The sequence below is a fragment of the Rhizobium skierniewicense Ch11 genome, assembly GCF_023757665.1.
Taxonomy (GTDB): domain Bacteria; phylum Pseudomonadota; class Alphaproteobacteria; order Rhizobiales; family Rhizobiaceae; genus Agrobacterium; species Agrobacterium skierniewicense.
The window spans coordinates 192749-215543 of sequence record NZ_RXPG01000003.1 but is presented as its reverse complement, the minus strand read 5'-3'; the positions used below and the strand labels follow the sequence as shown (position 1 = coordinate 215543).

The following is a 22795-nucleotide window of genomic DNA, read 5'->3' as shown; positions in this document are numbered from 1 at the left end:
CGATGACCTGCCCGGCTGTGATGCCGGGCAGGTGGGCGTCTGATATCAGACGTTACGTGCCTGGACTATATCTGAAAGCAATCCGGCGGCAACCGTCAGACGCGCAAGGTTGGTCTCACCACTGTCGCTCAAGGCTCCCAGTTCCGACACGATACGGTTGACCCGCACGCGGTCGGCCGCATACCAGGCCTGCACCGGGTTCTTCTCCTTGGCATGTTCCGTCAACGCCGAAATAACGATCCGGCGACGCGATGAGGCGATCTGATCCTGGCTGCGCAGCAGCGCAAGGCTCTCATAGTGGTCCGCTGGCGTCACACGCTGGCCTGCATCCAATAGCCTTGCCACGCGGAAGGTGGCAGACACCGCTGCATAGCTTTCAGCAGCCCGGGCAAGCGATGTATCGGCCTGTGCGGCAATCAGCATGATCTCAGGCACATAGACGAGCAACGAAAGGGTTTCCAGTTCCTGGATCAACGCGGGGTTTACCCCTTCAATCTCGCTGAAGCCGATCTCTTCCTTGTATCTGGCGGCACCGGCATAGAGCGTCTTGATGGCCGTCTTCAAACGCTCGATTTCATCGGCCATCGGTTCGGTAGCCGTTGGTGCCGTCTGGAGATAAAGCCGTGTCGCATCGGTGTATATGCGCGCCACATCGGCGTAGAGCCCATTTTGCACAGTGCCGGAAATGAGACCGTCGAGCTTGTCGATTTCACTCCACAAGCGCTTCAGGCCAAAGCCATCTTCAACGATCATCGCTGCCTTGACGACGGCAGGGGCCATAAGACCACTGGCATCGACCATCTTCTGCACGAAACCGGGACCACCGCGATTGACGACCTGATTGGCAACAGATGTCGCAACGATTTCGCGGTGGAGGCGGTGGCCAGTGATATTTGCCGCATAGGTCTTTTGCATCTTGCTCGGAAAGTAATCCGTCAGGAGATGCTGGAGATAGGGTTCGTCCGGCAATGTGCTGGCGACCAGCGTGTCGAACAGCGTCAGCTTCGCATAGGAGAGAAGGACGCCGATTTCCGGTCGGGTCAAGGGCTTTCCAGCCGCGTAGCGCTCGCCGAATTCCGCGTCGTTCGGCAGAGTTTCCACCTTCCGGTTCAATTGACCCGCCGCTTCCATAGCGCCCATCAGGCGTGCGAGTTCCTCACGGTTCTCCGTGCCCCGACGCTCCGTCAGCGAGATGGCCAACGACTGGAGATAATTGTTGCGCAAGACCAGATGCCCCACGTCCGTGGTCATGGAGGCAAGCAACTGATTGCGCTTTGGCAAAGTGAGGCGACCATCATTGACCGGCGACGCCAAGGCGATCTTGATATTGACTTCGACGTCTGAGGAATTAACCCCGGCGGAATTGTCTATGGCATCGGAATTGCATCGTCCGCCTGATAACGCATAAGCGATACGGGCCTTTTGCGTGATGCCGAGATTGGCACCTTCTCCGATAACCTTGGCCCGCACTTCGGTCGCGTTGATGCGGATCGGATCATTGGCGCGATCCCCCACTTCGGCATTTGTTTCGACAGCGGCCTTCACATACGTGCCGATACCGCCGAACCACAAAAGATCGGCCGGGGCCTTCAAGATTGCCGTCATGACCTCAAACGGCGTCGCCACCGTTTTGTCGATGCCAATGGCAGCGACAGCCTCAGGTGTCAGCGTGACCGATTTTTCCGAACGGGAAATGATCATCGCACCCTTGGACAGGGCGGATCGATCGTAGTCCTGCCAGCTGGACCGTGGCAAGTCGAACAGGCGCTTGCGCTCCGCAAACGACTTGTCCGTATCCGGGGTCGGATCGATCACGATATCCCGGTGATCGAAAGCCGCAATCAGCTCGATCTTTTCCGATAACAACATACCATTGCCGAACACGTCGCCGGACATATCACCCACGCCGACGACCTTGAAGGGTGTCGTCTGGATATCGGTATTCATCTCGCGGAAATGCCGCTTGACGGTTTCCCACGCGCCACGCGCCGTGATGCCCATCTTCTTATGGTCGTATCCCGCAGAACCACCCGAGGCAAAAGCATCGTCCAGCCAGAACCCGGCTTCACGCGCCAATCCATTCGCGGTGTCGGAGAAGGTAGCCGTACCCTTGTCTGCCGCCACGACAAAATAGGGGTCGTCACCATCCAGCCGCAACGTGTCAGTGGGCGCGACAATATCATCGCCAACTATGTTGTCTGTGATGGACAGCAGAGTGCGGATATACGTTTTGTATGCTTCCTTGCCCGCGTTGAAGATGTCATCGCGATTGCCGCTAACCGGCAGCGTTTTCGGATAGAACCCGCCCTTTGCACCAACAGGCACGATCACGGCATTCTTGACCTGCTGCGCCTTGACCAGGCCGAGGACCTCCGTGCGATAATCCTGCCCGCGATCCGACCAGCGCAATCCGCCACGGGCGACCTTGCCGAACCGCAAGTGGACACCTTCTACTTCCGTTCCATACACGAAGATTTCGCGGAACGGTCTCGGATCGGGCAAACCATCCAGAAGCTTGGGATCGAACTTGAAGGCCAGCATGGCCTTTGGTGATCCATCCTCGTTGCGCTGGAAGTAATTGGTGCGCAATGTCGAATCCACAGCATTCACATAGCGGCGAAGAGTACGGTCCTCGTCGAGGTTGGGAACACCCGATAGCGCTGTCTCGATGGATTTATGCAGATCGGACAGTTTGCGCAGACGCGGTTTTTCACCGATCTTAGGATCGAAGCCATAGGAAAACAGCTCGAATATCTTCGATGAAATGGCAGGATATTTGAACAGTGTTTCGGAAATGTGCTCCTGCGAGTAGACGATGCCCGTCTGGCGGAGATAGCGCGCATAGGCACGCAGAACCGATACTTCACGAACGCCGAGTCCCGCCGCGACGATCAGACGATTGAAGTTGTCATTATCGACGGTGCCGTCGAATGCCGCCAGAAATGCCTCCTCTAGCCGCGGCCCGTAGATGGCGAGATCCAGCTTGACGCCCGGCTGCACCCTCAACTCCATGTCATGGAGAACAATGGTGCGGTTTTCCTCGCCGGATATGACACCAACATCGAAGGTGCGTTCGCTGATGACGCTGAAACCCAGGTTTTCAAGCAAAGGCACGCGCCGAGACAGCGGCAGATGCCCGTCGCGATGGAAAATCTTGAGCGAGAGAACCCCTTCGGCCTGATCGTCACGGCGGTAGAACTCGATACGAACAGGCTCGCCCCCGGCAGTCGCAGCGATATCAGGCAGGTCGATAATCGCCTCTTCCGGTGTGAATGCTTCCTGATAGGCTTGATCGACATCCAGAATGGGGGCGCCGGATGGAGACAGCGCAACAAAATGATCGATCCAGCGGGCTGCAATATCGCTGACCGCATCTTCGAGTTTATCCTGCGCTACGCGTGGCGTCTTGCCGTTCGTGCGGCCGACGATGAAGTGGACACGCGCTACGGCACCTTCTGGAAAGGCCGGGTAATAGGCCGAGATATGGCCATCATAGACCTGTGACAGATAAGCGCCCATCCGCTCTCGGACATAGGAATTATACTCCTCGCGCGGCACGAAAATGATGACGGACACAAAACGATCGAAACGGTCGATGCGCGGCAGCACACGAACGCGCGGACGATCGCTTAATTCCATGATCTGTTCGATAAACCGAATAAGAAGATCGGCATCGATCTGGAAGAGATCATCACGCGGATAGGATTCCAGCGTGTTGTGCAAGATGCGCCCGGAGTGGCTGTTCCGATCGAAGCCGAAATGATCCTCAACCTCGGAAACCTTGGCGCGCAAAAGCGGGATCTGCCTGACTGAACGTGTATAGGCTGTAGCGGTAAACAGGCCGACGATGCGCAGCTCGCCGACAACGTTGCCATCCTCATCGAAGCGTTTGATGCCGATATAGTCCATATAGGCACGGCGGTGGACGAGAGATTTGACGTTGGCCTTGGTAACGATCAGAAAGTCCGGACCGTCGAGGAAGGCCAGAATTTCAGGCGTAGTCGTCACAGCATCCTTGCCCAGACGCAGGACCCTGACATTCGGATCGGTCAACGTGCCCAGACCACTGCCTTCGCCTCGCTCCACCTTCGCATTCTTGCCCTGACCGGAATAGCTGTAATCGCGCATGCCGAGAAAGGTGAAGTTGTCGTTGCGCAGCCACTCCAGAAACGCCACCGCTTCGTCGCGTCCAGACTTGCGACGGCTGGGTGCGCGCTCTTTCAACTCTTTCAGCGCCTCGTCCAATTTGGCGACCATCGGCTCCCAATCGCTGTAGGCCGACTGAACCTGCGACAAAACGAAGCGGATGCGCTCTTCCAGAGCTTCGCCTGCCTGCGACGTTACGGGCGCAATGTGAAGCTGGATGAGACTGATATTGTCTTGGGGATCATCGATGTCGGAATCCGCGAGCCGGAATCCGCCGTCAGCCTTCTCATCTGCAACGAGAATGGGATGAACGGCCAGATAGAGGCTGCGATAGCTGTTGGTAACTTCACCCATCACGGAATCGTAGAGGAATGGCATGTTGCGACCGATAATGGTCAGAACAGTCACAGAAATATCGCGCGGCGTAACACCATTTACTTGAGAGATACCAATATAAGGTGTGTCTTTTTTCCAGCGCGACAGTTCATTCCACGTATGAAGGGCCGCAGCAGCCAGCATGTCTGGGGTGTAATATTGGATATCATCGGTGCTTGCGCGGCCGAAGATCGCCTCCGGATCCAGAAAAGGCTTACCCGACACCTCAGCCAATTTCTTGGTTTTTTCGAGCGTTTTGTCGCGTTTTGGATTATTCCGGTAGCCCATTTTGCCTTTTTCCTCTCAAAGGGTGAGGGTTTATGAAAGAAAATCGAAAAAAATTGTCATTTCCATCAAACTCGAATCGGATATTGGCGCGGAATTATGAAGAGTTTAAGTGGTAATCAATGCTTTAAGCACTTCATCAGGATTTTATTCGGTTGAAACCGCGACTGACAGGTCTCGCTGGCGAATCAAAAAACACAAATGGTCAATTCGTGTTAAGCTTAACGAGGCCCTATTGTGACTCGATAGTCACGGTGGAAGCAAATTATTGATTTCCTCGTATTTTTGTGGTACACCTTAGAAACTGATCCACAGCGTGGCATTTGCGTGCCCAAAAACACCACGAAAGCAACTCATCACTTGCACGCGGTTTCCGTGACATATCGTTCGTTTGTGTTGTCAACCTGCCGGTTGCAAGGTGATTTATTTTTGAGCGCACGTCTGTACCAGTACGAAGTCACTTGACGGTTTCCCCCGTCTCATCCGGGCCTTACCGACCCGACCCCGGACCCCCGGGTGCATGTAACAGGGAGTTTTTAGAACGAATGACTATCCAGCAGAAAAAATCTCCAGCGCGTCACGGTTTCAAGATCGGCGAGCAAATCGTTTATCCCGCTCATGGTGTCGGTGCCATTTCGTCTATTGAAGAGCAGGAAGTTGCGGGCATGAAGCTCGAGCTGTTCGTCATTGATTTCGAAAAAGACAAGATGCGTCTGAAAGTTCCAGTAGCAAAAGCTGTCACAATTGGCATGCGCAAGCTATCCGAAGAGGACTTTGTCGAGCGTGCGTTGAAGGTCGTTCAGGGCAGAGCCCGCGTCAAGCGGACGATGTGGTCGCGTCGTGCGCAGGAATACGATGCAAAGATCAATTCCGGCGATCTGATCGCCATCGCTGAAGTTGTACGTGATCTCTATCGTGCCGAAAATCAGCCGGAACAGTCCTATTCCGAACGCCAGCTCTACGAAGCAGCCCTGGATCGCATGGCGCGTGAAATTGCTGCCGTGAACAAGATGTCCGAAACCGAAGCGGTCCGCCTTGTAGAGGTCAATCTTAACAAGGGACCAAAGCGCGGCAAGACTGCTGACGAAGAAGACGCGCAGGAGGAAGCAGCGTAAGGCTGTTTCAACTGTTTTTTTAAGAACCCGACCTTTGAATTGTATCTCTGGACACTGACAGTCAGTCCCATGGGTTTCAATTCAAAGGTCGGGTTTTTTTATTCGGCTATGATCTTGACCCGTTCGCCAGGCTGAATGACAGCCGTAGCACTCATGGCGTTGAGAACGCGGAAAAGTTCCAGCTTCCGGTCCGTCCCCAGCATCCGGGCGGCGAGAGTAGCAACCGTATCCCCGGGCTTTGTCGTCACGACCCTGACACGTAGCGGCTTCAAAGCCGCGATTTCCGTCGGCGTCATCTTGCGGAAGCTGGTCCGTAAAATCGTGGCGACGCTATCCAGTTGTGCACTGCCCTTGGGTACTGCGGTCAAAAAGCGAAAGATTTGCTGTCCGACACGGATAACAGTGACATCAAAATCCCATTTGTCAGCACTGGCCCGCGCCGTTGCCGCCGGAAGTCCATTGATTTCAATCTCTTTGACCGTCTCAGGAAGCAACCCGGCGACCCAACCACTTGTGAGATAATTGGGGAGGGTCGTTTGCTTAGGATCTGCCACGCCGTCGAAACGGATTGCCATTTCACCGGGGCCCGTGGCCAGAACGGCCTCGACCTTATTGTCGATCTGGAAGCCCTCTGGCACATCGAAACGAATGCCAAGGCTACCGTGTAGAAAAGTATTGCCACGGACGTAACCCTCTTGTGGGCTGTCACCGTAAAGCAAACCGTCAATTCCGTTTAGGAACCAGTCGCGCCCCTTGTCGCCGACCTGCCCCTCCTGCCCGAAGGCGCGGGCATGGCGACGCGCAAGCTCGATGCGCTGCGGCGTGTTCGGATGGCTCGACAGGAAGTCGAGGCTTTGATCGCTATCGGGATCCGCAGACGTAAAGCGCGCATAGGCGGCCATCGAATCCAGGAAGCGCGGCGACGCAAATGGGTCGTAACCCGCCTCGCCCAGCATGCGCACGCCGATCACATCCGCCTGTAACTCCTGCTGACGCGAGAAAGCCGCAAGGCGCAGCTTACCGCGCGCCAAGGCCTGTTTTCCGGCCAGATCGCTGGATAGCACTTCAGCGACCACGCGGCTTGCAATGACTTCCGCTTCTTCCCGGCGCTGGCGCTCGATACCGTGGTTGGCAGTGACATGGCCCATTTCGTGCGACAGAACTGCCGCCACTTCAGACGCATCATTCGCGAGCGCCAAAAGCCCACGGGTTACGTAAAGATACCCCCCTGGCAGAGCAAAAGCGTTGATTGCCGGAGAATTGAGAATCGTGATGCGATAGGACTGCTGTGGATTTTCAGAAACAGCCGTCAATGCGCCAGTGATGCGTGCGACCAAGCGTTCTGTCTTGTCATCACGGTATTCACCGCCATAGCTTGCCACGATGCGTGGATGCTCACGTGCACCCATCTGCGCACGTGGATCGTCCTTTTGCACCTGTTCGACGGTCTGCGGATTATCCGACGGCTTGAGCGTTGACTGGTAGGAGGAGCTAAAAAGCGACTGGCAGGAAGACAAGAGGAGGCCAGCGGTAACAAGCGCCAAACCGCGTCTTACCGTCGTGCCCCGCTGCCATGGATTCTGACCGGAGGTGTGGCCCTTCAAAGACTTCACACACGTCGCCATTACGCTTGTCTGCTCCTAACGTTCCTGATCATCCGTTAACTGCAGACCAGTTTACCATCTTACCGACACGGACGCTTGAATGCTCAAGCTGTGAAAACGATCCCTCACACGAACTTAGTCAATAACGAAATTGTTCGCATCGTTTTTTCAATCAGTTACATAAAATTCGCAAGTGCAAAAATAACGTACCGTCCATGTCAATTCGCAGACTTGACAGCGACCCGCGTCGAAATTGTGACGCAGTCAAGCCCCGTTAACCCGACAGAAATGTTTCAATCTCTTTCAAATGGGTCGAAGCGAAGAAATCGTCGGCTGCCCCTTTATACAAAACGCGACCGTTCGAGAGAAAGACGACCTCATCGGCGAGACGGCGAATATCGTCAGGGTGATGAGTCACAAAGAGAATGGTATTGTGCAACTCGGCATGAAGCTGCTTCAGCAATGTCACCATCCCAGCGCGTAAGCCCGGGTCGAGCGCGGCGAAGGGTTCGTCGAGCAACATGACGGGGCGCTGGCGCACCAGCGCTCTCGCCAGCGCCGCCCTCTGCCGCTCTCCTCCCGACATCGTAGATGGCATCCGTTGTTTAAAACCATTGAGACCGACGCGGTTCAATGCCTCCTCGATATTGGCTTTATCAGTGCCCGACAGCCTCAAGGATGGACTAATGCCCAAGCCGACATTCGTGAAAACATCCAGATGCGCAAAGAGGTTATTGTCCTGAAAGATCACAGAGACGGGTCGCTTCGAGGGATCAAGCCCGCGCATGTCGTGACCATCAATCAGCACGCGGCCCTCATCTGGCGCTTCAAAGCCTGCAATGAGGTTGAGAAGCGTAGACTTCCCAGAACCGGATGGACCGACGACGGCGGTGACCTTGCCGCGTTCAAAGCCACAATCCAGCACAAAGTCCTGCCGACCGAGCGTCAATGTTACCTTGTCGAGGTTTGCACCCCGCCCCTGTGCGCTCATGCCGTGGCTTTCGATGGTTGTCGCGAGACGCCGCCAACGGCGAGCGCGAGGCAAATAGTACCGAGAATGAAGGCATAACCCGCAGCGTCATGGGTCCTGTAGCTGCCCATATTGCTATAGACGAGCCAAGGCAAAGTCACGAAGCTTTCGGACCCGAACAGCGCCACGGCACCCAGATCACCAATCGAAAGGGCCATGGCGAAGGAAAATGCCATGGCCGCAGGTCGCCATAAAACCGGCCAATCGACGATGCGAAACCGGGAAAACCCGGAAAGGCCGAGACTGGCGGACAAACGCCCCGTGAGTGACCTGTGGGTTATGAAAGCCGGCTCCAGAACGCGCACGACGAAGGGGAGCGCCATCAGCATGTTGATGATTGCGATAAGCCCAGGCGCAAACATGGCCACATCGCCAAAGGGCCGCAGCAGCAGAAACCAACCACTTCCCAGAACCACCGGCGGCACCAGCAACACGAAGGATGAACCGCTACCCATGGCTATGAAAAGTGCTTTCATTCCGTACCCAGCATGTCGGTTGGCAGCAATGGCCCGGCGTGCGCGAATGAGTGCGATGGAAACAAGAATGGCAAGCGAGGCAGAGGCAACCGCGATCAACAGGCTTGTCATCGCTGCACGCCGAAAGCTGTTTGCCGACAAAAGGCGCCAGAGATCGGCAGAAATGCCCGCTGCAACAACGGCTACCAAAGGCAATCCGATCAGCAGCATCGCCAAGGTGATCGTCCCCGCGTCCCAAAGGCGCGCTGTGAGCCTTTCTCCATCCAGACGACGGATATCCCGACCGTGACTGTCTGCTTCCGCATCTGACGAAGGCAACAAAGACAACAACGCCAGCAGAACACCCGTCATGCCGATCTGTATCAGCGACAGTGCTATAGCGCGCGGCGGATCGAAGTCGAAACGCAATGCCTGATAGATCGCCACCTCGATCGTCGTTGCAGCCGGGCCGCCGCCAAGAAGAAGAACGAGTGTAAAACTCGTGGCGCACAGCATGAAGATCAGTCCCGCGACGCCGGGAAGCAGTTTTGAAACGGCGGGCCATTCGATGAAACGAAACGTCGAGACAGGCCCAAGACCCAGGCTTGCGCTCATGCGCCAATATTCCGATGGTATCCGCTCCAGCCCAGCCAGAAAGAACCGCACCGACAGCGGCAGATTGAAAAACACGTGGGCAATGAGAATCCCCGACAAGCCGTAGATGCTGAACGGTTGCTCAGTACCCGCCGACAGGAGAACCGTATTGAAAATGCCTTGCCTGCCCCAGATCGCGATAAGCCCCAACGCACCTACGATCACAGGAAGGCCCATCGGCACCGCCATCAGGCGAATAATCCAGATCCGGCCGGGAAATGCCCTCTGCCGGGCAAGCGCAAGCGCAACCGGCAAACCAAGCGCAATGGATAGAGCCGTCGAAAGTGTCGCCTGCCAGAGCGTGAAGCGCAAAATGCGCAGCGTATAGGTATCGAACAAGTCAGTGGTCGTGGCGCTCGTGTCGAAGGACAATAAAGCCGTAACAGCAAGAAAGATGAACAGCAGAATGGCGGCAAATGCCACCATTCCACTGACGATAAATCTCAGACTGTCGCGGTGCTCGCTCATGATGCTCGGCGATCCGCCTTACTTCACGCTCATGGCAGTGAGCCATTCATCGATCCAGGCCTTGCGGTTCTTCGCCACCTCTTCGGAAGACATCACAAACGTCTTTGACGGCTGAACCAGCTTGGAGAAAGCCTCCGGCAAGGGCGCGGATGTGGCAGCGACCGGCATCATCCAGTTATTTTCAGGAATGGCATCCTGAAATCCCGTGGTCAGCATGAAGGCCATAAACTGCTTTGCCAGCGCCTGTTCCGGCGCGTTCTTCAAGATACCCGCGACTTCGATCTGGATATAATGCCCCTCTTCAAAACTGGCTGCCTGATAACGATCCGTCTTTTCCGAGACCATATGATAGGCAGGCGACGTCGTGTAGGACAGCACCATCGGCACTTCGCCCTTGGTGAATAGGCCGTAGGATTCCGACCAGCCAGGGGTAACGGTCAAAACCCGGTTCTTGAGCTTGGCCCACGCGTCTGGTGCTTTATCGCCATAGACCGATTTCACCCAGAGCAGCAGACCGAGGCCCGGCGTAGACGTGCGCGGATCCTGAATGACGATCTTTTGCGAAGGGTCGCCCTCGACCAGATCCTTCATGCTTTTCGGTGGATTTTTCAGTGTCTTCGTATCGTAGATGACAGCGAAATGGCCGTAATCATAGGGCACGAAGATATCATCGGTAAAACCACCAGGCACCTTAGCAGCCGATGTATCGATACCCGACACCTCCAAAAGCCGCGTCTGCTTGGCCTCGGCGATCAGGTTCGTATCAAGCCCGACGACCACATCCGCCTTGGAGCTTGCACCCTCAAGCTTCAGCCTGTTGAGAAGCGCCACACCATCTGCAACGCCGACGAAGTTGACAGTGCAATTGCAGGTCTCCTCGAAGGCAGCCTTGACCTTGGGACCCGGTCCCCATTCGGAAACGAAACTCTCATAGGTGTAAATCGTCAGCGTTTTCGTATCCTGTGCGACAGCAATAGCTGGCAACACGAAAGACGCGGCAAGGAGCGAATGAAGGAATAAACGACGATACATCAACAGCACCTCCTCGACATCGGCTACGGGGAACAGGCGTCTGGATGGAAGCCGTCTAATCCCTCCGCCGGTCTTAACCGGATCAGGTTCTTCGGGTTGGCAACGCCTCTCAGCCTTGTCCCTGAAAGAACAAAGCACCCCGTTAGATCTAGGCAGATGTGTAGTCGGAGATCGGTGAATTAGCAAGATGGCGTCAACGCCAACGGCCTTAGTTTCCCAACTCCTCACGCAGCATTTCCAGCTCGAGCCACTCTTCTTCCATGGCCTCGAGCTTTTCGCGAAGTTTCGACATTTCAGTCGCAAGTGTGTTGAAGACAGTCGGGTCCTTGACGAACAGATTGGGGTCGGCCATGCGTTGCTCGCACTCAGCGATTTCCAGCTGGGTCTTCTCCATCTCCTTAGGCAGATTTTCGAGCGCGAATTTCTGCTTGAAGGAGAGCTTACCCTTCGCCTTGGCCGGGTCGGACGCTGCGTTGGATGAGGATTTTGCCTTATCCTGTTTCTCGGCTTTCTTCTTCTCGTCGGACGCGCCCTTGCGCTGCGCCATCATATCCGAATAACCACCGGCATATTCGATCCAGCGGCCATCCGGCGCATCCGGGTTGGCAGGCGCGATCGTCGAAGTGACAGTGCGGTCGAGAAAGTCGCGGTCGTGGCTGACGAGGATAACGGTGCCAGAGAACCCAGCAACGATTTCCTGCAGTAGATCGAGCGTTTCGATATCCAGATCGTTGGTCGGTTCGTCAAGGATCAGAAGGTTGGTGGGCTTGGCCAGAATGCGCGCCAGCATGAGACGGGCGCGCTCCCCACCGGAGAGATTGCGGATCGGCGTACGGGCCTGTTCAGGCGCAAACAGAAAATCCTTCATATAGCCGGTGACATGCTTCAGCTCGCCATTGACGAGAAGGTTTTCACCACGGCCATCTGTCAGATATTGCGCCAGCGTGTCGTTCGGGTCCAGATCCTCACGCTTCTGGTCCAGCGTGGCGATTTCCAGGTTGGTGCCGAGTTTGACTTTACCCGTGTCAGGCTTCAGCTGGCCCGTCAGCATTTTCAACAGCGTGGTCTTACCAGCACCGTTGGGTCCGACAAAACCGATGCAATCACCGCGATGGACGCGCAGCGAAAACGGCGTGACGATGTCCCGCTCGCCATAGGATTTGGTGATGGCATGAGCCTCGATCACCAGCTTGCCCGACTCGCGCCCCTCTGCCGCCGTTGCCTGCACGGAACCCTGTGGCCCCTTATGGCCGCGGTAGTCGGCGCGCATGGCCTGAAGCTCGCCGACGCGGCGCATGTTGCGCTTGCGACGCGCCGTCACGCCATAGCGCATCCAGTGTTCTTCGCGCTCGATGGCCTTGCCGAGCTTGTGCTGTTCCAGCTCTTCTTCTTCCAGCACCTTGTCGCGCCATTCCTCGAAATGCGCAAAACCGCGGCTGAGACGACGTGCCTGTCCTCGGTCCAGCCAGACGGTGGCGGTGGAGACTTTTTCGAGAAAACGACGGTCATGCGAAATCAGCACCAGCGCGCTGCGCGTCTGCTGCAATTCGCTTTCCAGCCATTCGATGGTCGGCAGGTCGAGATGGTTGGTCGGCTCGTCCAGCATCAGGATATCGGGCTCAGGCGCCATGACGCGCACGAGTGCTGCGCGGCGCGCTTCCCCGCCGGAAAGGCTGGACGGATGTTCCTGTCCCGTCAGGCCCAGATGTTCCAACAGATAGGTGACGCGATAGGCATCATCACCCGGTCCCAGCCCCCCCTCGGCATAGGCCTGCACCGTCTCGTAACCGGCAAAATCCGGTGCCTGATCCAGATAACGAATGGTGGCGGAAGGGTGCTTGAAAATCTCACCCGATTGCGCCTCGACCAGACCGGCAGCGATTTTCATCAGCGTGGATTTGCCCGAACCGTTGCGGCCGACGAGGCAGATGCGATCGCCGGGCTCGACTTGAAGGTTGGCACCGTCAAGCAGCGGGGTAGCGCCGAATTTCAGCGTGATATCGTCGAGTTTCAAAATGGGGGGTGCCAAGGTGTCAGGCTCCGGTCTTGTCATAAGGACGGGCAAGCACGATGGCTTTGCCGCTTTTGAGGCGAAGGCGCAAGGGGCCTTCCGCCACGTTGGAAATAGTGCGCGACGAGCCGAAAGCAAGCGCGAAGTTTTCTAGGGGATAGCGTGCATTTTCGATATCAAGGCCTTTCAGCGCGGTAAAACCAGCAACCGAAAACAGGGACCCGGAGGGAAGATCGAGGTCCAGAGTGCCTTCCATCAGCGGATAGGCTTCTTCTTCGCCTGATGTCAGCACCACCTCGAATCCGCGCTCTGCCAGCGAAACCGCATAAAGCAGATGAAACAGCGCATGGTCCGACCGCTCACCCGCCAATGCTCCAACCAGTGTCAATCGCTGCGCACCCCGGGACAGGGCTTCGGAAACCGCAATCTCGCCGTCTGTAACGCCCTTTGTAGCCGGAAATGGTTGTTTCTCGACATCCGCCCAACCCTCTTGCAGCGCCGTGTCGGACGAATCGAAGTCGCCAACCCAAAGCTCAGGGATAAGCCCCAACGGTTGCGCGTGACGCATGCCGCTATCTGCGGCAATCACGCGCGTATCCGCCACCGCCTTTTGCAAGCGATCCGTAACAGTGATGTTGCCGCCGAGCAAAATGGTGAAAGGAGCAGATGTCATGCTCTGCCATAGCCTATCTATGGCAAAAAGCAAAAGCCATAACCATGATGCGACCATCCATCATGCCGCCGTTTAAAACGAGTTTCGATTTACGCTGAGGTTAACAACTTCAGGTCAGTACACTTCAGCAAGCATGGTATGACATAAATGCAACCAAAGGAGGTTTTCATGTTCACCGTGACAAACAATACTGGCAGAATTCTCACTCTCTACAACGGCGCTACGGTTATCGCGGCCATCGCAAACGGAGCCGTTGGCAATTCGAACCAACTGAACGTCAGCACGATTGGTTACGGAGATGCGATATTCGCCAACAGTTCCGGCACGTTCGCCGATAATACCAATTACACAGCGACATATCAGGCTTCGAGCCCGAATTTCCCCCAGAATAACGTCCTTTTTGCCAACGGCTTACCAGGAGGCAATGTTCGTTTCTTCTAACGTCTCAGATTGAGAAACGGTAAAGCGGCGGGTTTCCTGAAATGCTCGCCGCTTTACTTACGGCGTTTCGGCTTGACTGCAGGGCAATTGAGCAGTGTCGATTTTCGTTGATTCAGAGCAATTCCAGGCGTATGTACCGCTCCTATGTGGTGATTTGCCGACCGGCTTGCAGCCACTTTAAAGAAGTCGCTAAATGGTCGAGGAAACATCTCATTTCCGAGGACCGGCTGCGATTTCGTTGCCGGTTTTTGTGTTCATGGCCCGCGCCTCCACGGAAGTGAGTTCGACATGCCGATAAAAATCCCCGATACGCTGCCTGCGTTCGAAACCCTGATACATGAGGGTGTGCGGGTACTGACAGAAACGGCGGCCATCCGGCAGGATATTCGCCCGCTCCAGATCGGGCTTCTCAATCTCATGCCGAACAAGATCAAGACCGAGATCCAGATGGCGCGACTGGTCGGCGCGTCTCCGCTTCAGGTCGAGCTCTCGTTGGTTCGTATCGGCGGCCATCGTGCCAAGAATACGCCGGAAGAGCACCTGCTATCCTTTTATGAGACTTGGGAAGAGGTGCGTCACCGCAAGTTCGACGGCTTCATCATCACCGGCGCGCCCGTGGAAAAACTGACCTATGAGGACGTGACCTATTGGGATGAGATGCGCAAGATTTTCGAATGGACGGAGACGAATGTCCACTCGACGCTAAATGTCTGCTGGGGTGCGATGGCCGCCATCTACCATTTCCATGATGTGCCGAAGCATGCGCTGAAGGAAAAGGCGTTCGGCGTCTACCGCCACCGCAATCTGAGCCCCGCCTCGATCTACCTCAATGGCTTCTCGGATGATTTTCAGGTGCCCGTATCGCGCTGGACAGAAGTGCGCCGCGCCGACATCGAAAAGCATCCCAACCTTGAAATCCTGATGGAATCCGAGGAGATGGGCGTTTGCCTCGTGCACGAGAAGAAAGGCAAGCGGCTCTATATGTTCAACCATGTCGAGTACGATTCCACGTCGCTCGCCGACGAATATTTTCGCGATGTCGATGCTGGCGTGCCGATCAAGGTGCCGCATGATTATTTTCCGCACAACGACCCTGGTCTGACGCCGCTCAACCGCTGGCGCAGCCACGCCCATCTGTTCATGGGCAACTGGATCAACGAGATTTACCAGACGACACCGTATGATCTGGAAGAAATCGGAAAAGGCCAGGACCAGAGCGCAGAGTGAAAATTCTGCAATTGCGTGCGGCCGGAAAATAAAGCAACGTCCGGCCCATATGTGTCGAGTGGGAGAATGAAGACGATGAGCGATGGCGCAACACGGGAAAATTTCGGACTGACGGCATCGGGAGAAAAGGTCGAGCGTGTCACCATTTCTGCAGGCGGATTGACGGCCCATGTCCTGACCTGGGGTGCTGTCATCCAGGATTTGCGCCTTGACGGCCACCAGCCGCCACTCGTTCTGGGCTTCGACAATTTCGATGACTACCCGAAATACTCCTCCTATTTCGGCGCCACACCGGGCCGCAATGCCAACCGCATCGATAGCGGCAAGTTCACTATCGATGGAAAGACCTATCAGCTCGAACTGAACGAAAAGGGTGTCACCCATCTACACGGCGGCAGCGACAACATCGGCAAGCGCAACTGGCTGCTGATGGAACATGGCCCTGACCACGTGGTTCTGCAGATCGTCGATCCGGATGGCCGTGCTGGTTATCCGGGCAATTGTACCGTAACCGCGACCTACACGATCCGGGAAGGCGGTGTGCTGTCGATGGTCTATGAGACGACGACCGACAAGCCGACCATCGCCAACATCTGCCAGCATTCCTATTTCAATCTCGATGGCGCGCAAACCACGCTCGGCCACGAAATCGAAATCGCCGCTGACCATTATTTACCGACAACCGATCGACAAATCCCGACCGGCGAAATCCGCCCCGTAGATGGCACCGTGTTCGATCTGCGCCGTCCTGTCCCCGTCGAGCGGGAAGAAAACGGCGAGCAGGTGACCTATGATCACAATTTCTGCCTGTCATCGGAGCGCGTCGCCAAACGCAGGGTCGCGCGTGTCACGGCACCGGCCTCGAAAGTATCGCTGGAAGTGCACACGACCGAGCCCGGCGTGCAATTCTACTCGGCCTTCAAGTTGAACACCGGCGCGCCGGGCCTGGAGGGCCGTCGCTATGGACCTTTTGCGGGCCTTTGCCTCGAAACCCAGATTTGGCCGGACGCAGTCAACCACGATGGTTTCCCTAAGGCAATCCTGCGCCCCGGCGAAACGCTTCGTCAGGAAACCGACTACATCTTCACCAAAGGCTGAGGTTCCTAGTCCAGAACGCACCCGACATAGGCGCCTGAACCCCGGGCTCGTCTTTCGATGAGGCCGGCCAGACGTTGCATTCCTCTGCCGGGTTTTCCAGCAACGCGATCAATCGGATTGGGCAGCGCGACCGCAAGAAGTGCTGCCTGCCGCGAACTCAACTTCGAGGCCGAGACCTTGAAGTGGTATTGCGCAGCGGCTTCGATGCCGTAAATGCCCGGCCCCCATTCGGCGACGTTGAGATAAATCTCCATCATCCGTTTTTTTGACCAGACGAAGTCGGACACGACAGCCAGGGGCAGTTCCAACCCTTTGCGGATGAAAGACCGGCCATTCCATAGAAACAGGTTTTTTGACGTCTGCATGGGAATGGTGCTGGCACCACGCGTGGCCTCACCTTCCAATGCGCTGTTGACCACTGTCTGCATCTGGTTCCAGTCTACCCCGCCGTGGGAACAGAATTGCCCATCCTCGGACATCATCACCGATTGAACGAGCCGTGGTGAAATCTCGTCGAGCGACACCCAGCGTCGATCATAGCCCTGAAACATGACGAGATCGGCCAGCATCAGCGTCGAAACCGGACGCATGAAAGGCAGGGCATAGAGGACAATGAGCAGGTAGGGCAAAACCAGCAGGGCGAGAATGAAGAGGAGGATACGTTTCACGAGACTTCGCACATCCACATCAGGTTTTCTCTCGCTCTCGACAAGCGTTTCGTGATCCGTCTCGCTGTCCGGCGTGCTGCTCAAAACTTGGCCCCCACTTGGCTACCCATCGAAGCCTTTCATATTCCGCATACACCATCAAGGCTACTGTCGATAACGAAGTTCCACATCCAGCTGACAAAAACGATTGCCAGCCATTTTTCCCCATGCGAAAGAGCCAATCGTCACCTGACATGGTAAGGAAACAGGCAAGATGACATTCGAGACCCGGCTGCGCGACAATGCGGCAAGAACCGAAGCCTTGCTCGGCGACTTGCTGTCCAGCAACCCGCGCACCGACGAAATCACCCGCCCGGAAAATTTGCTCAACGCCATGCGCCACGGTGTCTTGAACGGTGGCAAGCGGTTGCGGCCGTTTCTGGTTATCGAGACCGCGGCTCTTTTGGGTGGTGACGCCACCGCCGCATTGCATGTCGGCGCAGCGCTGGAATGCCTGCACTGTTATTCGCTGGTGCACGATGATCTTCCTGCCATGGACAATGATGATCTGCGCCGCGGCCAGCCGACGGTTCACAGGAAATTCGATGAGGCGACGGCCATTCTGGCGGGCGATAGCCTGCTGACGCTGGCCTTCGATATTATCGCGTCACCGGAGACCACCCTGCCCGACGATCGCAGAGCCACACTCGTCCTCGCATTGGCGAAAGCGGCGGGTATCGGCGGCATGGCGGGCGGACAGGCACTCGATCTGGCAGCCGAGAGCCAAGCCCCCGACGAGGGCGGCGTGATTACATTGCAGGCGATGAAAACCGGTGCCCTCATCCGTTTTGCCTGTGAAGCCGGTGCGATCATCGCCGGAAGCATTTCCACCGAGCGAACGCGTCTGCGCAGCTACGGCGAAAAGATCGGCCTTGCTTTTCAACTGGCCGACGACCTCCTCGATCTCACCTCCGACGCCGCCACCATGGGCAAGGCGACCGGCAAGGATGCCGCCCGGGGCAAGGGAACATTGGTTGCTCTGCGCGGATCGGACTGGGGTCGAAGCCGTTTGCGTGAACTGGTGTCGGAAGCCTCGGATCTGCTGACCCCCTATGGCAAACGCGCGGATATCCTGATCGAAACCGCACGGTTTGTTGCCGAGCGCAAAAACTGACCTCCATCGCCAGTCCAGTCATCGCCTGTTTTTAAAGCCGCTCGCCATAAATCGCTTGATCGATGATCCCTGCCATCGTATGCATGTTTATGCACGATTTAGCCGAATGATTCCGAATGAGCAAGCCAGACCATTTTGTGAGCGAGAGACAAGCGTTGATCTACGCGCAGTTACAACAGCACGGTCGGGTGCTGTCACAGGAACTGGCGCAGACGTTCGACGTCTCGGAAGACACGGTCAGGCGCGATCTGCGCGAGATGGCGGCCCGAGGAGAATGCACGCGCGTTTACGGCGGCGCGCTTTTGGCGACCAGAACAACCGTCCCACTGAAAACCCGTATGACGGAAATGCCGGATCGCAAGGCGACGTTGGGCCGAACTGCTGCTCGATTCTTACAGGACGGAATGACGGTCTTTATCGATGCCGGCTCCACCAATCTGGCCATAGCTAAAAATCTTGGGGCGGGTTTGAAGCTTACCGTGATCACCAGCACGCCGGTCATTGCCGCCGAACTGGAAGGAAATACGGACATCGATCTCATTCTGATCGGTGGCCGGGTCCATCCCGCCATCGGCGCGGCCATCGACGCGACGGCCATACGGCAGTTGGAACAGATGCGGCCCGATCTTTGCATCGTCGGCGTCTGCGGTCTGACAGTCGATGGACTTTGTGCCGAAATCTATGAAGATGCCACCTTCAAGCGGCTTGCCTGTGAAGCCAGCGCCCGGACACTTGCCGCCATAACCTCCGAGAAGCTGGGGGTCCCCTCCGCCTTCCATGTTTCCTCACTGTCTTCGACGCTTACCCTCGTTCTTGAGGAGGGTGCCGATCTCACCATGGTCGGCGCTCTGGCCAGTACGGGCGTCAAGATTCATCAGGCTGGATCGTCTTCCGACAGCTTATTTCATACGCATGCACCGAAGGACCAGTCCCGATGACCGGCACTGCCACGCAAACGCCTATACCCGCCCGCACCCCCTATATGACGAGGACACGCCTCGGCGTTTCCCTGCTGTTCCTGATGAATGGTTTCATGATGGGATCCTGGGCTCCGATGATCCCGGAATTTGCCAAGCGTTTTTCGCTGAGCGAAAGCACTCTGGGCCTCGTCATCCTGGCCTACGGCCTCGGGTCGCTGTCCTTTATGCCCATTGCGGGCTCTCAGATCGGCCGTCTAGGTTCGCGAACCGTCACGCTGACGGTCGCGCTGATCATGGTACCGACGCTGCTGTTGATCACCATGGCGAATCCACTGTGGGCAGCTGTCGTGGCCGTCTTTGTGTTCGGGGGACTGACGGGTGCCATGGATGTTGCCATGAATGCCAATGCCGTCGTGGTGGAACGCGGCATGCGCCGAGCGATCATGTCGTCGTGTCACGCATTCTGGAGTCTGGGCGGCCTCCTCGGTGCTGGCCTCGGTGGTTTGTTAATCACCAAGATTGGCGTCTACGGACATGCCATTGCCCTGACGATCATTGCAGCCGCAATGCTGGCCATTGCTTGGCCAAGGGTACAAACTGATCGCCCTCATCCGGAAGAAGAACGCCCCAAGGGTGGACTACCCATGACGCCATTGCCGTGGATCATCGGCATCATGGCGCTGTTTTCGATGATCCCGGAAGGTGCCATCCTCGATTGGGGCGCGCTTTATTTGCGCAATGAACTGAGCGCCTCGGTCACCCTTTCCGGCTTCGGATTTGCAGCGTTCTCGTTGACCATGGCCATCATGCGCTTTGCAGGAGATCTGGTGCGTGATCGCTTCGGGGCCGTCCGTACTTTGCAATTTTGTTCCGCCATATCGATCGTCGGTCTCCTGATTGCCGGTTTCGCACCCAATGCCTTCATCGCGATTGCAGGCTTTGCAATTGCCGGGATCGGCATTTCCAACATGGTGCCGATTGCCTTTTCGGCGGCTGGAAACATGCCGGGAATGGCTCCTGGCATTGCGCTTTCTGTGGTCACGACCATGGGATACTCCGGCATTCTGGTGGCACCGTCTGCCATCGGCTTCATCGCCGAACATACGGGCCTTGCCGCCGTGTTCATCGGTCTGCCGCTTCTGCATGTGGTGGTTTTCATGTTGGCGAAGCTTGCCCGCCATGCGGATGGTGCAAGCGGACACTGATACGATTTCGAGAAAGTGAAATGTCTCGCAAAGACAAATCTCGAATTTTGCCATGATTGCGGTAAAAGTGGAGTTGGTTGCTTCGATGTTGACAAGGCGCGCGCCGTGTTCCACCTGAATGACCAGATGTACCGCAATTATCAGAGAAAATCATGACGTCACACGCCGATTACGATCCCAAGCCGCGCCGGTCCTCGGTTGCCGTCAATGTCGGTGGCGTTATTGTCGGCGGTGGGGCGCCGGTGGTCGTGCAGTCCATGACCAACACCGACACGGCTGACATCGACGCCACCGTGCAGCAGGTGGCAGCCCTGTTCCGAGCGGGTTCGGAAATCGTCCGTATTACCGTGGACCGCGATGAGAGTGCTGCTGCCGTTCCGAAAATCCGGGATCGCCTGATGCGCCTTGGCCTTGATGTGCCGCTGGTGGGGGATTTCCATTATATCGGCCACAAACTTCTGGCCGATCACCCAGCCTGCGCCGAAGCATTGGCGAAGTACCGTATCAACCCAGGCAATGTCGGCTTCAAGGACAAGAAGGACAAGCAGTTCGGTGATATCGTGGAGATGGCGATCCGCTATGACAAGCCGGTCCGCATCGGGGTCAACTGGGGCTCGCTGGACCAGGAACTGCTGACAAGCTTGATGGACAAGAACAAGGACGAAGGTTTTCCGCTGTCTGCGCGTCAAGTCACGCGTGAAGCCATCGTTCAGTCCGCTTTGATCTCCGCCGAACTCGCCGAAGAGATCGGCCTGCCGCGCAACCGCATCATCCTGTCGGCCAAGGTCAGCCAGGTGCAGGACCTGATTGCCGTCTATTCGATGCTGTCGGAACGTTCCGACCATGCGCTGCATTTGGGTCTCACGGAAGCGGGCATGGGCTCGAAGGGCATCGTCGCATCCTCCGCTGCCATGGGCTACGTGTTGCAACACGGCATCGGCGATACCATCCGTGTGTCGTTGACACCAGAACCGAACGGCGATCGCACGCGCGAAGTGCAGGTTGCTCAGGAAATTCTTCAGGTCATGGGTTTCCGCCAGTTCGTTCCCGTCGTTGCGGCCTGTCCGGGCTGCGGACGCACGACCTCCACCGTGTTTCAGGAACTGGCGCAAAATATTCAAAATGACCTGCGCAAGAACATGCCGGTCTGGCGCGATAAATATCCGGGCGTCGAGGCGCTCAACGTCGCGGTCATGGGCTGCATCGTAAACGGTCCTGGTGAAAGCAAGCATGCCGACATCGGCATTTCGCTTCCAGGCACCGGCGAAAACCCAGCCGCTCCCGTGTTCATTGATGGCGAAAAAGCGCTGACGCTCCGCGGTCCCGATATCGCCAAGGATTTCGAAGCTCTTGTTATCGACTACATCGAGAAACGTTTCGGCCAAAAGGATGCGGCAGAGTGAGTTTCGACCCTGAAAATGCCGAAATTCTTCTCTCTTACCTAACGTGAACTCACGGAGCACTAGAATTCATGATCAAGAAGTTTATCGTTCTTGCGCTTGCCGCAACCTATCTCTCTGCCTGCACCACGACCGACCCTTACACGGGTGAGCAGAAAGTTTCGAACATGGCGGGCGGCGCGGGTATCGGCGCCCTTGCAGGTGCTGTCGGCGGTCTGGCCATCGGTGGCGGCAACAAGGGCCGCAATGCCTTGATCGGTGCCGGTATCGGTGCTCTGGCCGGTGGCGCCATTGGTGGCTACATGGACAATCAGGAATCGGAGCTTCGTCAGCAGCTTCAGGGAACAGGCGTTTCCGTGACGCGCCGTGGCGACAGCATCGTTCTCAACATGCCGTCAAACGTCACCTTCGCGACGGACCAGGATCAGGTGATTCCGCCATTCTATCCGACGCTGAATTCCGTCGCGATCGTTCTGAACAAATTCAACAAGACCTATATCGACATCAACGGCCACACCGATTCCACCGGCAGCCTTGCCCATAACCAGGGTCTGTCCGAGCGCCGTGCTGCTTCTGTTGCCAATTATCTGGGTGATCGCGGTGGCGTTGATCAACGTCGTATTTCCACCATGGGCTTCGGTCCTTCCCAACCCATTGCATCCAACGCTACGGCAGATGGCCGCGCCCAGAACCGTCGTGTGGAAGTGTTGATTTCCCCGCTAACACAAAACGGCTGAGGACATTCGGCAAGGCCGGCTTCGAGTACGCCGCCCATCATAAGCAAAAAGAGCCCGGGATGTGCTGAACATCCCGGGCTCTTTTTGTCTAACGGTCC

At 56.6% G+C, this 22795-nt stretch carries 17 protein-coding genes and 2 riboswitches; of the genes, 9 read left to right on the top strand and 8 right to left on the bottom strand.

Annotated elements, in window-relative coordinates:
- Positions 1-45: 45 nt before the first annotated feature.
- A complete protein-coding gene (locus tag EKM04_RS02605; protein ID WP_183896328.1) occupies positions 46-4809 on the bottom strand; it encodes an NAD-glutamate dehydrogenase in 4764 nt (1587 codons plus the stop codon).
- 542 nt (positions 4810-5351) lie between these two features.
- On the opposite strand from EKM04_RS02605, the gene EKM04_RS02600 reads away from it, so the two are divergent.
- Entirely contained in the window at positions 5352-5921 is a 570-nt protein-coding gene (locus EKM04_RS02600) for a CarD family transcriptional regulator (RefSeq protein ID WP_174154279.1), read from the top strand.
- A gap of 98 nt (positions 5922-6019) precedes the next feature.
- Here the strand turns inward: EKM04_RS02600 and EKM04_RS02595 are convergent, their stop codons facing one another.
- The 6 genes from EKM04_RS02595 to EKM04_RS02570 form a co-directional block, all read right to left on the bottom strand.
- Positions 6020-7465 carry a M48 family metalloprotease gene (locus EKM04_RS02595; RefSeq protein ID WP_183896578.1) on the bottom strand — a complete coding sequence of 482 codons (1446 nt, stop codon included), beginning with the start codon at positions 7463-7465 and terminating at the stop codon, positions 6020-6022.
- A 334-nt stretch (positions 7466-7799) separates the two neighbouring features.
- A complete protein-coding gene (locus EKM04_RS02590; RefSeq protein WP_174154280.1) occupies positions 7800-8516 on the bottom strand; it encodes a thiamine ABC transporter ATP-binding protein in 717 nt (238 codons plus the stop codon).
- Positions 8513-10132 (bottom strand): thiamine/thiamine pyrophosphate ABC transporter permease ThiP, encoded by a 1620-nt coding sequence (gene thiP, locus EKM04_RS02585; RefSeq protein WP_183896330.1) that lies wholly within the window; start codon positions 10130-10132, stop codon positions 8513-8515. Before thiP ends, EKM04_RS02590 begins: the two co-directional genes overlap by 4 nt.
- Positions 10133-10150: 18 nt before the next feature.
- Positions 10151-11164 (bottom strand): thiamine ABC transporter substrate binding subunit, encoded by a 1014-nt coding sequence (gene thiB, locus EKM04_RS02580; protein ID WP_183896332.1) that lies wholly within the window; start codon positions 11162-11164, stop codon positions 10151-10153.
- A 42-nt stretch (positions 11165-11206) separates the two neighbouring features.
- Positions 11207-11316: riboswitch (TPP riboswitch) on the bottom strand.
- Positions 11317-11372: 56 nt separating this feature from the next.
- A complete protein-coding gene (locus EKM04_RS02575) occupies positions 11373-13193 on the bottom strand; it encodes an ABC-F family ATP-binding cassette domain-containing protein (protein ID WP_434060048.1) in 1821 nt (606 codons plus the stop codon).
- Between the two features lie 4 nt (positions 13194-13197).
- Positions 13198-13848, bottom strand: coding sequence for a thiamine diphosphokinase (locus EKM04_RS02570; RefSeq protein WP_183896336.1), 651 nt, complete (start codon positions 13846-13848; stop codon positions 13198-13200).
- Between the two features lie 168 nt (positions 13849-14016).
- On the opposite strand from EKM04_RS02570, the gene EKM04_RS02565 reads away from it, so the two are divergent.
- The 3 genes from EKM04_RS02565 (at position 14017) to EKM04_RS02555 (ending at position 16614) form a co-directional block, all read left to right on the top strand.
- Positions 14017-14289 (top strand): hypothetical protein, encoded by a 273-nt coding sequence (locus EKM04_RS02565; RefSeq protein ID WP_183896338.1) that lies wholly within the window; start codon positions 14017-14019, stop codon positions 14287-14289.
- Between the two features lie 136 nt (positions 14290-14425).
- Positions 14426-14502: riboswitch (SAM riboswitch) on the top strand.
- A 75-nt stretch (positions 14503-14577) separates the two neighbouring features.
- On the top strand, positions 14578-15516 hold the full coding sequence (gene metA, locus EKM04_RS02560; protein WP_183896340.1) for a homoserine O-acetyltransferase MetA: 939 nt from the start codon (positions 14578-14580) through the stop codon (positions 15514-15516).
- Positions 15517-15591: 75 nt separating this feature from the next.
- Positions 15592-16614 (top strand): aldose epimerase family protein, encoded by a 1023-nt coding sequence (locus EKM04_RS02555; protein WP_183896342.1) that lies wholly within the window; start codon positions 15592-15594, stop codon positions 16612-16614.
- Positions 16615-16619: 5 nt separating this feature from the next.
- Here EKM04_RS02555 and mtgA read toward each other — a convergent pair whose 3' ends face one another.
- A complete protein-coding gene (mtgA, locus tag EKM04_RS02550; protein WP_252094037.1) occupies positions 16620-17300 on the bottom strand; it encodes a monofunctional biosynthetic peptidoglycan transglycosylase in 681 nt (226 codons plus the stop codon).
- A gap of 235 nt (positions 17301-17535) precedes the next feature.
- Here mtgA and EKM04_RS02545 point away from each other — a divergent pair, with 235 nt between their 5' ends.
- From EKM04_RS02545 to EKM04_RS02525, 5 genes are all read left to right on the top strand, one after another.
- Entirely contained in the window at positions 17536-18435 is a 900-nt protein-coding gene (locus EKM04_RS02545; RefSeq protein WP_183896347.1) for a polyprenyl synthetase family protein, read from the top strand.
- Positions 18436-18551: 116 nt separating this feature from the next.
- Complete coding sequence (locus EKM04_RS02540; RefSeq protein ID WP_183896349.1) at positions 18552-19373, top strand: DeoR/GlpR family DNA-binding transcription regulator; 822 nt, start codon at positions 18552-18554, stop codon at positions 19371-19373.
- A complete protein-coding gene (locus EKM04_RS02535; protein ID WP_183896350.1) occupies positions 19370-20560 on the top strand; it encodes an MFS transporter in 1191 nt (396 codons plus the stop codon). The genes EKM04_RS02540 and EKM04_RS02535 overlap by 4 nt, the downstream gene beginning before the upstream one ends.
- 152 nt (positions 20561-20712) lie before the next feature.
- Complete coding sequence (gene ispG, locus EKM04_RS02530; protein ID WP_183896351.1) at positions 20713-21963, top strand: flavodoxin-dependent (E)-4-hydroxy-3-methylbut-2-enyl-diphosphate synthase; 1251 nt, start codon at positions 20713-20715, stop codon at positions 21961-21963.
- A gap of 68 nt (positions 21964-22031) precedes the next feature.
- On the top strand, positions 22032-22697 hold the full coding sequence (locus tag EKM04_RS02525) for a YiaD family glycine zipper/OmpA-like lipoprotein (RefSeq protein ID WP_183896352.1): 666 nt from the start codon (positions 22032-22034) through the stop codon (positions 22695-22697).
- Positions 22698-22795 lie beyond the last annotated feature (98 nt).

Coding starts and splice junctions, on each gene's coding strand:
- ispG (WP_183896351.1), top strand. CDS start 20,713: ATGACGTCACACGCCGATTACGATCCCAAGCCGCGCCGGTCCTCGGTT.
- EKM04_RS02605 (WP_183896328.1), bottom strand. CDS start 4,809: ATGGGCTACCGGAATAATCCAAAACGCGACAAAACGCTCGAAAAAACC.
- EKM04_RS02565 (WP_183896338.1), top strand. CDS start 14,017: ATGTTCACCGTGACAAACAATACTGGCAGAATTCTCACTCTCTACAAC.
- EKM04_RS02600 (WP_174154279.1), top strand. CDS start 5,352: ATGACTATCCAGCAGAAAAAATCTCCAGCGCGTCACGGTTTCAAGATC.
- EKM04_RS02590 (WP_174154280.1), bottom strand. CDS start 8,516: ATGAGCGCACAGGGGCGGGGTGCAAACCTCGACAAGGTAACATTGACG.
- thiP (WP_183896330.1), bottom strand. CDS start 10,132: ATGAGCGAGCACCGCGACAGTCTGAGATTTATCGTCAGTGGAATGGTG.
- EKM04_RS02540 (WP_183896349.1), top strand. CDS start 18,552: ATGAGCAAGCCAGACCATTTTGTGAGCGAGAGACAAGCGTTGATCTAC.
- EKM04_RS02545 (WP_183896347.1), top strand. CDS start 17,536: ATGACATTCGAGACCCGGCTGCGCGACAATGCGGCAAGAACCGAAGCC.
- EKM04_RS02535 (WP_183896350.1), top strand. CDS start 19,370: ATGACCGGCACTGCCACGCAAACGCCTATACCCGCCCGCACCCCCTAT.
- EKM04_RS02555 (WP_183896342.1), top strand. CDS start 15,592: ATGAGCGATGGCGCAACACGGGAAAATTTCGGACTGACGGCATCGGGA.
- metA (WP_183896340.1), top strand. CDS start 14,578: ATGCCGATAAAAATCCCCGATACGCTGCCTGCGTTCGAAACCCTGATA.
- thiB (WP_183896332.1), bottom strand. CDS start 11,164: ATGTATCGTCGTTTATTCCTTCATTCGCTCCTTGCCGCGTCTTTCGTG.
- EKM04_RS02570 (WP_183896336.1), bottom strand. CDS start 13,848: ATGACATCTGCTCCTTTCACCATTTTGCTCGGCGGCAACATCACTGTT.
- EKM04_RS02525 (WP_183896352.1), top strand. CDS start 22,032: ATGATCAAGAAGTTTATCGTTCTTGCGCTTGCCGCAACCTATCTCTCT.